Source organism: Roseicyclus amphidinii (genome assembly GCF_030163755.1).
Classification (GTDB): Bacteria; Pseudomonadota; Alphaproteobacteria; order Rhodobacterales; family Rhodobacteraceae; genus Roseicyclus; species Roseicyclus amphidinii.
The window spans coordinates 41,331-54,012 of record NZ_JASJOE010000023.1 but is presented as its reverse complement, the minus strand read 5'-3'; the positions used below and the strand labels follow the sequence as shown (position 1 = coordinate 54,012).

The 12,682-nt window shown below is 68.8% G+C and carries 14 protein-coding genes; 6 read left to right on the top strand and 8 right to left on the bottom strand.

Annotation, left to right across the window (positions count from 1 at the left end):
• The 5 genes from QQK83_RS09790 to QQK83_RS09770 form a co-directional block, all read left to right on the top strand.
• The coding region (locus QQK83_RS09790; protein WP_284263744.1) for an XdhC family protein at positions 1–516 on the top strand (516 nt) is incomplete at its 5' end.
• Positions 513–1,523: a molybdopterin-binding protein gene (locus QQK83_RS09785; protein WP_284263742.1), complete on the top strand. Its 1,011-nt coding sequence runs from the start codon at positions 513–515 to the stop codon at positions 1,521–1,523. The genes QQK83_RS09790 and QQK83_RS09785, both read left to right, overlap by 4 nt.
• Positions 1,524–1,615: 92 nt before the next feature.
• Complete coding sequence (locus QQK83_RS09780) at positions 1,616–2,101, top strand: (2Fe-2S)-binding protein (RefSeq protein ID WP_284263741.1); 486 nt, start codon at positions 1,616–1,618, stop codon at positions 2,099–2,101.
• Positions 2,102–2,235: 134 nt separating this feature from the next.
• Complete coding sequence (locus QQK83_RS09775) at positions 2,236–4,599, top strand: xanthine dehydrogenase family protein molybdopterin-binding subunit (RefSeq protein ID WP_284263740.1); 2,364 nt, start codon at positions 2,236–2,238, stop codon at positions 4,597–4,599.
• 15 nt (positions 4,600–4,614) lie between these two features.
• Positions 4,615–5,406: an FAD binding domain-containing protein gene (locus QQK83_RS09770; protein ID WP_284263739.1), complete on the top strand. Its 792-nt coding sequence runs from the start codon at positions 4,615–4,617 to the stop codon at positions 5,404–5,406.
• A gap of 66 nt (positions 5,407–5,472) precedes the next feature.
• Here QQK83_RS09770 and QQK83_RS09765 read toward each other — a convergent pair whose 3' ends face one another.
• The 3 genes from QQK83_RS09765 to infC all read right to left on the bottom strand — a co-directional run bounded on the left by QQK83_RS09765 (position 5,473) and on the right by infC (position 7,536).
• Positions 5,473–6,420 (bottom strand): GlxA family transcriptional regulator, encoded by a 948-nt coding sequence (locus tag QQK83_RS09765; RefSeq protein WP_284263738.1) that lies wholly within the window; start codon positions 6,418–6,420, stop codon positions 5,473–5,475.
• A gap of 103 nt (positions 6,421–6,523) precedes the next feature.
• Positions 6,524–6,832: a porin family protein gene (locus QQK83_RS09760; RefSeq protein ID WP_284263737.1), complete on the bottom strand. Its 309-nt coding sequence runs from the start codon at positions 6,830–6,832 to the stop codon at positions 6,524–6,526.
• A 98-nt stretch (positions 6,833–6,930) separates the two neighbouring features.
• Positions 6,931–7,536 (bottom strand): translation initiation factor IF-3, encoded by a 606-nt coding sequence (gene infC, locus QQK83_RS09755; RefSeq protein WP_284263736.1) that lies wholly within the window; start codon positions 7,534–7,536, stop codon positions 6,931–6,933.
• A 112-nt stretch (positions 7,537–7,648) separates the two neighbouring features.
• On the opposite strand from infC, the gene QQK83_RS09750 reads away from it, so the two are divergent.
• Positions 7,649–8,455 (top strand): translation initiation factor 3, encoded by an 807-nt coding sequence (locus QQK83_RS09750; protein WP_284263735.1) that lies wholly within the window; start codon positions 7,649–7,651, stop codon positions 8,453–8,455.
• Between the two features lie 80 nt (positions 8,456–8,535).
• Here QQK83_RS09750 and QQK83_RS09745 read toward each other — a convergent pair whose 3' ends face one another.
• The 5 genes from QQK83_RS09745 to QQK83_RS09725 form a co-directional block, all read right to left on the bottom strand.
• A complete protein-coding gene (locus tag QQK83_RS09745; protein WP_284263734.1) occupies positions 8,536–9,393 on the bottom strand; it encodes a ferredoxin--NADP reductase in 858 nt (285 codons plus the stop codon).
• A 70-nt stretch (positions 9,394–9,463) separates the two neighbouring features.
• Positions 9,464–9,886: a DUF934 domain-containing protein gene (locus QQK83_RS09740; protein WP_284263733.1), complete on the bottom strand. Its 423-nt coding sequence runs from the start codon at positions 9,884–9,886 to the stop codon at positions 9,464–9,466.
• Positions 9,887–9,970: 84 nt separating this feature from the next.
• Positions 9,971–10,723 carry a phosphoadenylyl-sulfate reductase gene (locus QQK83_RS09735; protein ID WP_284263732.1) on the bottom strand — a complete coding sequence of 251 codons (753 nt, stop codon included), beginning with the start codon at positions 10,721–10,723 and terminating at the stop codon, positions 9,971–9,973.
• A complete protein-coding gene (locus QQK83_RS09730) occupies positions 10,713–12,383 on the bottom strand; it encodes a nitrite/sulfite reductase (protein WP_284263731.1) in 1,671 nt (556 codons plus the stop codon). Before QQK83_RS09730 ends, QQK83_RS09735 begins: the two co-directional genes overlap by 11 nt.
• Positions 12,383–12,682, bottom strand: coding sequence for a DUF2849 domain-containing protein (locus QQK83_RS09725; protein ID WP_284263730.1), 300 nt, complete (start codon positions 12,680–12,682; stop codon positions 12,383–12,385). Before QQK83_RS09725 ends, QQK83_RS09730 begins: the two co-directional genes overlap by 1 nt.

Sequence of the window (12,682 nt, the reverse complement as noted above, 5' to 3'; positions counted from 1 at the left end):
ATGGACCGCTCGGGCGTTGAGGAGGACGGGCGCAGCTTCGTGCATGTCCACAACCCGCCGCTCAGGATGGTGATCGTGGGGGCCGTCCATATCGCGCAGGCGCTGGTGCCGATGGCGCGGATCGCGGGCCATGACGTGACGGTGATCGACCCGCGCCCCGCCTTCGGGGCGGCGGCGCGGTTTCCCGGCGTCGAGATCCTCGACGATTGGCCGGACGAGGCGCTGGCCCGGCTCGGGCCGGATGCGCGCACCGCGGTCGTGACGCTGACCCATGATCCCAAGCTCGACGATCCAGCGATCCGGGCGGCGCTGGGCTCGGATGTGTTCTACCTCGGGTGCCTGGGCTCCGGTCGGACCCATGCCAAGCGCGTGGCGCGCCTCGAGGAGGCGGGCTTCCCGCCCGGGCAGATCGCGCGCATCCATGCGCCCGTGGGCCTCGACATCGGGGCGCGGGGGCCTGCGGAGATCGCCGTGTCGGTGCTGGCCGAGGTCACGCAGAGGCTGCGCAAGGGATGAGGTTCGGACCGGTTCCGCTGGACGCGGCCGCGGGCGCCGTCCTTGCCCATGCCGTGCCCGTGCCGGGGGGCAGGCTGAAGAAGGGCCATGTGCTGCGCGACGGGGATCTCGCCGCGCTCGCGGCGGCGGGCCTGTCGGAGGTGATCGTGGCGCGGCTGGAGCCGGGCGATGTCGCCGAGGATGCCGCCGCCCTGCAGCTGGCGCGCGCGCTGGTGCCCGAGCCGGAGGCCGCGGGGCTGCGGCTGGAGGCGCCGTTCACGGGGCGGGTGAACATCCGCGCCACCGGGCCGGGGGTGGTGGCGCTGGATGCGGCGGCCATCGGACGGCTGAACGCGGTCGATCCGATGATCACGCTGGCCACCGTGCCCGCCTGGCAGCGGGTGACCGAGGGCACGATGGTGGGGACGGTCAAGATCATCTCCTACGCGGTCCGCGCGGCTGCGCTGGCCGCGGCCTGCGCGGCGGGGGCCGCGGCGATGCGGCGGTTGCCGCCGGTGGTGGAGATGGCCGACCTGATCGTGACCGAAACCGCGCCCGGCGCGGCCGCGGCCGAGGAGCGGGCGCTGCGCGCCGTCCGGGATCGGGTGACGCGGCTGGGCATCGCGCTGGGCGCGACGCGGGTGGTCGCGCACCGGGCCGAGGCGGTCGCGTCGGCGATCCGCGACAGCCGCGCGGGGATGGTGCTGATCCTGACCGGTTCGGCCACCTCGGACATCGACGACGTGGTGCCCGCGGGGCTGCGGGCGGCGGGCGGCGAGGTGATCCGCTTCGGGATGCCGGTCGATCCGGGCAACCTGCTGGTTCTGGGGCAACAGGGCGGGCGGCCTGTCATCGGCCTTCCGGGCTGCGCGCGCTCGCCGGCGCTGAACGGGGCGGATTGGGTGCTGGAGCGCCTGGCCTGCGGCGTCACGGTGAGCGCGGAGGATATCGCCGCGATGGGCGTGGGCGGTTTGCTCAAGGAGATCCCCACGCGGCCCCAGCCGCGGGACCGGGCGCGCCCGGCCTGAGCCTGCCCGGCCTGAGCCTGCCTTGCGCAAATTTTCCGTTTGCCTTTCCCCGAATTGGTGATTGGATAAGCCCATAACCAAGGGAGGACTGAATGACCCAGGTGACGATGACCGTGAACGGCAAACCCGTTTCCGGCGACGTGGAAGGTCGCACGCTGCTTGCCGAATTCCTGCGCGAGGGGCTGCGGTTGACCGGCACCCACGTAGGCTGCGACACCAGCCAGTGCGGGGCCTGCGTGGTGCATGTGAACGGCACCGCCATCAAGAGCTGCACGGCGCTGGCGGCCGATCTGGACGGGGCCGAGGTGGTCACGATCGAGGGGATGGCGAATCCCGACGGCTCGCTGTCGACCATCCAGCAGGCGTTCCAGGACCATCACGGCCTGCAATGCGGCTTCTGCACGCCGGGCATGGTGATGTCGGCGGCAGCCCTTCTCAAGGAAAACCCCAAGCCCTCCGAGCACGAGATCCGCGAGTATCTCGAGGGCAACATCTGCCGCTGCACCGGCTATCACAACATCGTCAAGGCGATCATGGCCGCAAGCGGTCAGGACGTGTCGGCCATCGCGGCGGAATGATCCCTGGCCGGGCCGCGGAGGAGGCGGGCCGGCCAGGCGTATTTCGGGAAAGATGAAGGGGCTACGAGACAGGCCCCGACCCCGAGGCCCCCTATGGTGGCGGGCCGGGGGGCGACATCCAAGGGAGGACGACCATGCCGACGGATCATGGTATCGGCGCCAGCAGCAAGCGGCGCGAGGATCTGCGGTTCCTGACGGGACGCGGGCGCTACACGGACGACATCAATCTTCAGGGACAGGCCTTTGTCCATTTCCTGCGCTCGGACGTGGCGCATGGGAGGATCAACGGCATCGACACCTCCGAGGCCGAGAAGATGCCGGGCGTCATCCGGATCTTCACCGGCGCGGATTTCGAAGGCGTGGGCGGCATCCCCTGCGGCTGGCAGGTGACCGACCGCGAGGGCAACCCGATGCGCGAGCCGCCGCACCCGGTGCTGGCGCAGGGCAAGGTGCGCCATGTGGGCGACCCGATCGTGGGCGTCGTCGCCGAAACCGCGGCGCAGGCGCGCTCGGCGGCCGAGGCCGTCGTGCTCGACATCGAGGAGCTTCCGGCGGTGGTCGACATGCGCAAGGCGCTGGCCGACGGCTCGGCCAAGGTGCATGACGAGCTGGACGGCAACCTGTGCTACGACTGGGTCTTCGGCTCGGATGACGCCGCCATCGACGAGGCGTTTTCCAAGGCCGCGCATGTGACCACGCTGGAGCTGACTAACAACCGCCTCAGCCCCAACGCGATGGAGCCGCGCGTCGCGGTGGGCGATTACAGCTGGGCGAGCGACGAAAGCACGCTCTACACCACCAGCCAGAACCCGCATGTGATCCGCCTTCTGATGGGGGCCTTCGTGCTGGGAATCCCCGAGCACAAGCTGCGCGTGATCGCGCCCGACGTGGGCGGCGGCTTCGGCTCGAAGATCTACCACTACGCCGAAGAGGCGTTCTGCACCTTTGCCGCCAAGCAGCTGCGGCGGCCGGTGAAATGGACCTCGACCCGGTCCGAGGCCTTCATCTCGGACGCCCATGGACGTGACCACATCACCACGATCCAGCTGGCGATGGATGCCGAGAACAACTTCCTCGGGGTCAGGACCGACACGCTGGCCAACATGGGGGCGTATCTGTCGACCTTTGCGCCCTCGATCCCGACCTACCTGCACGGCACGCTGATGGCGGGCAACTACAAGACGCCCGCGGTCCAGGTGAACGTGAAGGCGGTCTTCACCAACACCGTGCCGGTCGACGCCTATCGCGGGGCAGGGCGGCCCGAGGCGACCTATCAGCTCGAGCGGCTGATCGACAAGGCCGCGCGCGAGGTGGGCGCGGACCCCGTCGCGCTGCGGCGGCAGAACTTCATCACGCAGTTCCCCTATGCCACGCCGGTGGCGGTCGAATACGACACCGGGGATTACAACGCGACGATGGACAAGCTGCTCGAGATGATCGACCGCGACGGCTTCGAGGCGCGGGCCGAGGCCTCGCGCAAGGCCGGCAAGCTGCGCGGGCTCGGCATCAACTGCTACATCGAGGCCTGCGGCATCGCGCCTTCGGCCCTGGTGGGGCAGCTGGGCGCGCGGGCGGGTCTCTACGAGTCCGCCACCGTCCGGGTGAACGCCACCGGCGGGCTTGTCGTGATGACCGGCAGCCACAGCCACGGGCAGGGGCACGAGACCTCTTTCGCGCAGGTCGTGGCCGACATGATCGGCATTCCCGAGAACATGGTCGAGATCGTCCATGGCGACACCGCCAACACGCCGATGGGCATGGGCACCTATGGCTCGCGCTCGCTGGCGGTCGGCGGCTCGGCCATGGTGCGGGCGACCGAGAAGATCATCGCCAAGGCCAAGAAGATCGCGGCGCACCTGATGGAAGCCTCCGAGGGCGACATCGAGCTGAAGGACGGCCAGTTCAGCGTCGCGGGCACCGACAAGTCGGTCGCCTGGGGCGATGTCACGCTGGCGGCCTACGTGCCCCACAACTACCCGCTCGACGAGATCGAGCCGGGGCTCGAGGAAACCGCCTTCTACGATCCCAACAACTTCACCTACCCGTCGGGCGCCTATGCCTGCGAGGTCGAGGTCGACCCCGAGACGGGCAAGGTGCAGGTCATGGGCTTTGCCGCGGCCGATGATTTCGGCAACATCGTCAACCCGATGATCGTCTCGGGCCAGGTCCATGGCGGACTGGCGCAAGGCATCGGGCAGGCGCTTCTGGAAAACGTCGCCTATGACGAGAACGGGCAGCTTCTGTCGGCGAGCTACATGGATTACGCCATGCCGCGCGCCGATGACCTGCCGTTCTACAAGGTGGATCACTCCAGCGTCACGCCCTGCACGCACAACCCGCTTGGGGTGAAGGGCTGCGGCGAGGCCGGGGCCATCGGCTCGCCGCCCGCGGTGGTGAATGCCGTGGTCGACGCGCTGCAGCGGGGCGGTTACGCTCACGTGACCCATATCGACATGCCGCTGACGCCCGCGCGCGTCTGGTCGGCGATGAACGGCTGAGGGAAGGGAAAGCCCATGTACAACTTCGAATTCGCCAAACCCTCCAGCATTGCCGAGGCCGTCGAGGCGCTCGGCCATGACGAGGCGCAGGCGCTTGGCGGGGGGCAGACGCTGTTGCCCACCATGAAACAGCGGCTGGCGGCGCCGGCCACGCTGGTCAGCCTCAACGGCATCTCCGAGATGATCGGCGTCTGCGTCAACGACGCGGGCGAGGTCTGCATCGGGGGGGCCACGCCGCACGCCACCGTCGCGCGTGAAGCGCAAGCGCAGTATCCTGCGCTGGCCGCGCTGGCGAACCGGATCGGCGATCCGGCGGTGCGCAGCCGCGGCACCATCGGGGGCTCGCTGGCCAACAACGACCCCTCGGCCTGCTACCCGGCCGCGGCGCTCGGCTCGGGGGCCACGATCAAGACCAACACGCGCGACATCGCGGCCGACGACTATTTCCAGGGCATGTTCGAAACCGCACTGGAGGAAGGCGAGATCATCACCGAGGTGCGCTTCCCCGTGCCGGAAAAGGCGAATTACCAGAAATTCGTCCAACCGGCCTCGCGCTTCGCGCTGGTGGGCGTTTTCGTTGCGAAATTCGCCGATGGCGTGCGGGTCGCGGTGACCGGGGCCTCGTCGAACGGCGTGTTCCGCTGGGCCGAGGCCGAGGCGGCACTGTCGGCCGATTTCTCCAAGGCCGCGGTCGAGGGGCTGTCGGCCCCTGCGGGCGACATGATCAGCGACCTGCACGGATCGGGCGATTACCGCGCCCACCTGGTCAAGGTGATGACCGGCCGCGCGGTGGCCGCTGCGGGCTGAACCGGGCCGCAAGAACGATGAAAGCGCCGGGGCGACCCGGCGCTTTTTCATGTCCGGGCCATCGGATCAGGCGTATTTCGCAACCTTGCGCGCGGCGCGCGCCATCTTGCGCACCGCCGAGGGGCTGACGCCGAGGTTGTTGCGCACCGAGCGCGAGAACCCCGCCAGCGTCTCGAAGCCCGACGCGGTGGCGATCTCGGAAATCGGCATCGCCGTGTTGCGCAGCAACTCCGCCCCGTGGCGCAGGCGCAGGCTCAGGTAGAAATCCGACGGTTTCATGCCGGTCGCCCGGATGCAGCGCCCGCGCAGCGCCTTGCGGCTGAGGCCCATGCTTTCGGCCAGCTCCGCCAGCGGCAGCGGATCGGCCAGATGCGCGCGCATCTTCGCCTCCATCTCGGCGATGACGGGGTCCGCCGGGCTGTCGGGGTCCGCGACGGGGCCGGTCGGATCGGGCAGGCGGCCACTGCCGAGGGCGCGCGCCACCTCGTCGGCGAGGGCCGAGCCCGCAATTTCGGTGATCCAGGCGCAGATCGCATCGCCCACCGCAACGCCACCGGCCACCGTCAGCCTGCGATCATCGAGGATATGGGGCCGGTCGCTCAACAGGATGTCGGGAAAGGGGCCGTCGTCGTTTTCCTGGACCACGGCCCGCCGGTTGTCGAGATGACCGATCCGGGCAAGGATCACGGTGCCGCCGTCGATGCCGCCCAGCCGTCCGCCGCCCTGGTCGACGCGCGACAGGAAGCCCTGGAATCCGTTGGGAATGCGCCGCGGCACATCCTCGCCGCAGATCACGAGGGCAAGATCCACCTCCTCGGCCCCGTCCCAATCGCGGCGGTCGGGCGACATCACCGCACCATTGGACGCCCGCGCATCCGCATGGCCCGGCACGCGGGTCTCGACGGTGAAGAGGGTCTCGTTCGCCATGTGATTGGCGATGTCCAGCGCCTCGCGCGCAAGCGCATAGGCGAGCATCGGGAAACCGGGGAACAGGATGAAACTGATACGCGACATGTCAGGATGATGCCGCATGCTTCGGGGCGGTTCAAGACAAGTCACGGGCGTGCCACGCCACACACGCCGACCGCGGCGCGCGGGCCACAGGAGCGGGCGGGGCTTACTCGGCCAGGGGGCGCTCGCGTTGCGGCGGCCAGGTGTCCGAGCCGTCGAGCAGGTGGTCGAGGTCGAATTCCAGCGCCACCGTGAGCCCGAAATCGGTGGTGCGGCTGACCCGAAGGCTCAGGTCGAGATCATGGATCAGCTCGGTCCGGCGCTCCCCCGACGGCGTCACGGCCGAGGAAAGGCCCATCCGGGCCACGCCGCCGATATCCATGCCGAACCCGTCCTCCGGCCCACCTGCCGCGGCGGGGCTGTGCAGCAGGACAAGCGCCATGGCACAGAGCGTAAGGGAAAGGAGGCGCACCATGCGGCAAGCATAGCGCGCGGGCCGCTTGCCCGGCAATCCTGCATGAAAAAAGGCGCGCCCTGCGGACGCGCCCGACTTCTCGTGATGCAGGCAGGCGCTTACTTGCTCGGGCCGATCATCATGACCATCTGGCGGCCTTCCATCTTGGGCATGTTCTCGACCTTGCCGAGCCCCTCGACATCGGTGGCCACCCGCTCCAGCAGCTCGCGGCCAAGGTTCTGGTGTGCCATCTCGCGCCCGCGGAAACGCAGGGTGACCTTCACCTTGTCCCCGTTCTCGAGGAACTTGGTCACGTTGCGCATCTTGACCTCGTAGTCATGGGTGTCCGTGTTCGGACGGAACTTGACCTCCTTGACCTCGATGATCTTCTGCTTCTTGCGGGCCTCGCTTTCGCGCTTCTGCTGTTCGTATTTGAACTTGCCGAAGTCCATGATCTTGCACACCGGCGGTTCGGCGTTCGGCGAAATCTCGACAAGATCAAGCCCGGCCTCCTCGGCCATGGCGAGCGCGCGGGCCGGGGTCACGACCCCGACGTTTTCGCCCTCGGCGCCGATCAGGCGGATCTCGGGGGCACGGATGCGGTCATTGATGCGCGGGCCGGTATCGCGTGTCGGCGGCGCATTATGGGGTCTGCGGGCTATGGGGGCCTCCTGAAGTAGCCGGTTCCGAAGCGGCACATTACCCGCGCCGGGCCCGTCTTTCAAGGCGATTTGGGCGGCGGACCGCCGCTTTCGCGCGCCATGCTGCCGTGCAGCATTGCGTTGGTCGAGTGGTGGGCATATGTGCCGCGCACAACACCAACCCAACGGGGGACCCATGAACCGGGTATTGATTATCATTGCACTTCTCGCGGCCATCGGCGGCGGCGGGTATTTCTTGCTTCAGGGCGCGCCCGACACCACCGAGCTGGAGGAAGAGGCGGGCACGGTCGCCGAAGACACGACCGAGGCCGCCGAGGAGGCGGTAGAGACCGCTGAAGAGGCCACCGAAGCAGCGACCGAAGAGGCTGCGGCCATCGTCGAGGACGCGACCGCCACGGTTGAAGACACCGTCGAGCAGGCCCTCTCCGAGGCCGAAGCCGCCGTCGAAGGCGCGGTCGAGGAGGTCATGGAGGCCGCCCAGACCACGGCGCAGGAGGCGGCCGAGACGGTTCAGGGCGCGGTCGACGAGGCGCTCGGCACCGCCGAGGAAGCGGGCGATGCAGCCTCCGCCGTGGCTGAAGAGGCTGCCGAAACGGCCGCAGAGGCCACCGGCACCGCCATCGAAAGCGCGACCGAGACCGCTGACACTGTGACAGAGACCGTGACCGAAGCGGCGACCGAGGCCGCCGGGACCGCGACCGAGGCCACCGAGACCGCAACGGAAGCCGCCGAGGCCGCCACCGACGCGGCCGTCGCTGAAACCGTGGTCGCCGCCGAGGAAGCAGGGGACGCGGCCCTGGCCGAGATCTTCACCGCCGAAGGGTTCGACTACGACCGCGCCATCGCGGCGCTCGAGGCCTCCGACCTGTCGCCGCTCGCCCGCGGCGCGCTGACCACGGCGCTGGCCAATGCGCGCGACAACCCCGAGTTGCTCGCAGCCGCCCTGCAGCAGGCGCGCACGGCGCTCGGCATCGCCGAGTGATCCGGCCCTCCTGACACGGAAAAGCCCCCCGCAGCCACATGCCGCGGGGGGCTTTTTCTTGCCCCGAAGTCTTGGGGGGATCAGTCGAGAAAGGCCTTTTCGACCACGTATTCCGCGGGTTTCGAATTCGCCCCCTCGCGCAGGCCATACCCTTCGAGCATCTCCTTGATCTCGAGGTTGAAGGCCAGGTTCCCGCAGACCATCGCGCGGTCCGTCTCGGGCGCCAGCGGGGCCACGCCGAGGTCCGCAAACACCTCGCCCGAGCGCATCAGGTCGGTGATGCGGCCCATCTTGGGGCTCTCTTCGCGGGTCGTGGTGGGGTAGTAGCGCAGCTTGTCGGCGAACCCCTCGCCGATCAACTCGGCCAGCAATTCATCCTCGCGGATGCTCTCGATCAGCCGCGCGCCATAGGTCAGCTCTCCGACCTCGCGGCAGGTGTGGGTGATGATGACCTCGTCGTAATCGCTGTAGGTCTGCGGATCGCGCAGCAGCGAGGCGAAGGGCGCGAACCCCGTCCCCGTGGCGAAAAACCAGATCCGCTTGCCCGGCAGCAGCGCATCATGCACCAGCGTGCCGACCGGCTTGGGGCGCAGGATGATCTCGTCGCCCGGCTGGATGTGCTGCAGCTTCGAGGTCAGAGGCCCGTCCGGCACCTTGATCGAGTAGAACTCCAGCTCGTCATCCCAGGCGGGCGAGGCGATGGAATAGGCGCGCAACAGCGGCTTCTGCTTGCCGGTCGCCGGGTCCGGGTCGCCCATCAGGCCGATCATCACGAACTCGCCGGACCGGAACCGCAGCGACGGCGGCCGCGTGCAGCGGAACCGGAACAGCCGGTCGGTGTAATGCTCCACCTCGGTCACTTTCTGCGCGTCGGGCAGGGTGGGGGTGGCCTTGGCGGGGGCGGCGTCGGTGTCTTTCACGGGTCTCAACTCGGTCATGTCCATGTCGGGGCCGGTCTAGCCGACCCCACCTCCTTAAGCCTTGATCCAGGTCAGGGGAAGCCGCGCGTCAGCCGCGCAGCCGCGATTGATGGTCGCCCGCGCGCCAATCGGCGCGGGCCAGCCACTGCGCCTCGGGTTGGCGGGCGGCGATCCGGGGGGCGACCTCCACCTCGTCGAAGCCCGCGCGGCGGGCCATGGCATACTGGTCGGCCAGCACAGGCCCCGCGGCGCGCAGCCGCCCGGCATAGCCCATCGCGCGCAGCCGCCGCGCCACGGTGAAGCCCCGCCCGTCCGCGAAGGACCCGAAGCGCACCCGGATCATCTGCAGCCGGTCGAGCTGCGGTCCGAGCGCCGCAAGATCATCGCCGGGATCCAGCTCGATGCCCGACGCGGCCGCGGCCTCGGCCATGGGGGCCAAGGGCGCGGTCCAGTCCTCGGGAACGAACCCGTCGTCACGCATGATCACCACGCGGTCTTCTGCCTGTTGCATCCTTCACACTCCATTAAGGTTAACGCGCGCCACCGCACCCCTTCATCTTCCCGAAAATACGGAAATCCCGACCTCTGCCGCCCCTCAGGACGCCTGCCGGACCGGGCCCCGCACCATGCGCCCATCCACGAAATGGATGCCGCATTCCTCCTTTTCCGACCCGCGCCAGCGGCCCGCCCGCGGGTCCTCGCCCGCGGCCACCGGCGTGGTGCAGGGCGCGCAACCGATCGAGGGATACCCTTTCGCCACCAGCGGGTGCCGCGGCAGGCGGTTGTTGACCATGTAGTCCGCCACATCCTCGCGCGCCCAATGGGCGAGCGGGTTGATCTTGATCCGGTCGGCACCCTCGGCCTCGAAGAATTCCAGCGCCGCGCGGCTGCCCGACTGGAAGCGTTTGCGCCCCGTGATCCAGGCATCGAATGGCGCCAGCGCATGCTCCAGCGGCTCGGTCTTGCGCAGCGCGCAGCAGGCGTCGGGGTCGCTCTGGTGCAACAGCCCCTCGGGGTCGCGCGCCGCCATCCGCGTCCGGCTCGCCCGGATCACCCGCAGGTCGCGCAGGCCCAACCAGTCCGCCACCTCGCGCTGGTAGGCCAGCGTTTCGGGAAACAGCATCTCGGTGTCGATGAACAGAACCGGCGTCGCCCGGTCCACCAGCGCCACCATGTGCAACAGCGCCACCGATTCCGCCCCGAAGCTCGACACCATCGCCACGCGACCCGTGTCGCTGTCGGTCAGCGCATGTTCCAGCACCGAGATCGCCGAGTGGTGCCGGTAGCGCGCGTTCAGCGCCGCCACCCGCGCTGCGACCGAGGGAAAGGGGCGAGGGTCAGGCCGCATCGGCCCGCGCCTCCCCATCCTCGTAAAGCGCCGATTTGAACGGGCCGAGACCGACGCGCCGATAGGCGTCGAGGAAGGTTTCCCCCGGCCCCTCGCGCAGGTCGAGATAGGCCAGAAGGATACGCTCGATCGCGGGCACGATCTGGTCATAGGCGAATCCGGGGCCGGTCCGCTCGCCGATCACGGCATCGGGGCCACCGTCGCCGCCCAGCGTGATCTGGTAGCTTTCAACCCCCGCCCGGTCGAGGCCGAGGATGCCGATATGCCCCACGTGGTGATGCCCGCAGGCATTGATGCAGCCCGAGATCTTGATCTTCAAGGGCCCGATCTCGTGCTCGATCCGCATCGCCTCGAAGCGCGTCGCCAGCTCCTGCGCCACGGGGATCGAGCGCGCGGTCGCCAGCGCGCAGTAATCCATGCCGGGGCAGGCGATGATGTCGGAGGCAAGGCCGACATTCGCCACGGCCAGCCCGGCCGCCGACAGCGCCTCGTGAACCGCTTTCAGGTGCCGCTTGGGCAGATGCGGCAGGATCACGTTCTGCTCATGGGAAATACGCAGCTCGTCATGGGCGTAGCGTTCGGCAAGCTCCGCCAGAACCCGCATCTGGTCCGAAGTCGCATCGCCCGGCGTCGCCCCATGCGCCTTGAGGCTGACCGTCAGGATCGCGTAATCGGGGTGCCGGTGGCGCGCGACATTGGTGTCGGTGAAGGCACGGAAGACCGCATCGGCCTGCCGCCATGTCTCGTAATCGCCAGAGCCCTCCGCGTTGAAGGCGGGCGCTGCGAATTGCGCCGTGATCTCGGCCAGCATCCGTTGATCGGCCCCTTTGAACAGGGGCTTGCGGGCCGCGAATTCCTCCTCCACCAGCCGCCTGATTTCCTCGATCCCGGTCTCATGGACGGTGATCTTGATGCGCGCCTTGTACTTGTTGTCGCGCCGCCCCAGCAGGTTGTAGACCGCCACGACCGCCTCGAGATAGGGCAACAGGTCAGGCAGGGGCACGAAGGATTTCAACACCTTGCCGATCATCGGCGTCCGGCCGAGGCCGCCGCCCACCAGCACCTTGACGCCTACGCCTGTCTCCTTCGCCACCAGCCGCAGCCCGATGTCATGGGCCGCCGTCACCGCGCGGTCCATCGGGCTGCCCGTCACCGCCACCTTGAACTTGCGCGGCAGGAACTGGAACTCGGGGTGGTCGGTCGACCATTGCCGGATCAGCTCGGCCACCGGGCGGGGGTCCATCACCTCGTCCTCGGCGGCGCCCGCGAAATGGTCCGCCGTCACGTTGCGGATCGTGTTGCCGGAGGTCTGGATCGCATGCATCCCCACATCGGCCAGCGCATCCAGCATGTCGGGCACATCACGCAGGGCGGGCCAGTTGAACTGGATGTTCTGTCGCGTGGTGAAATGGCCGTAGCCCTTGTCCCAGCGGTCGGCGATCATGGCGAGCTGGCGCATCTGCGCCCCGTTCAGCGTGCCATAGGGGATCGCCACGCGCAGCATGTAGGCATGCAGCTGCAGATACAGCCCGTTCATCAGGCGCAGCGGCTTGAATTCATCCTCGGTCAGCGAGCCGTCGATCCGGCGCGCGACCTGCGCGCGGAACTGGGCCACGCGATTGCGGACGAAGGCCTCGTCGAACTCGGAATAGCGGTACATCAGGCGCGCTCCTGCTTGCCGTGGTGGTAGTTGGACGGGCCGCGGGTGCGAAACGCCTCGCGGAAATGCACGGGCTCGGGGCCGTGGGGGCCGGGCGTTGCATCGGCGAGATAGGCACCCACCACCTCGTGCCCGCGGGCCTCGGCATCCAGAAGGCGCAGCTCGGCGGTGGCTTCGTCCTCGATCAGCTCGGCCTCGGCATGGTGGCGCGTCCATGCGCCATCGGCGGTCATGTAGACGACATCGCCCTCCAGAAGGGCGTTCGCGGTCAGAACCTTGGGGGAAAACGGGCGGGGCAT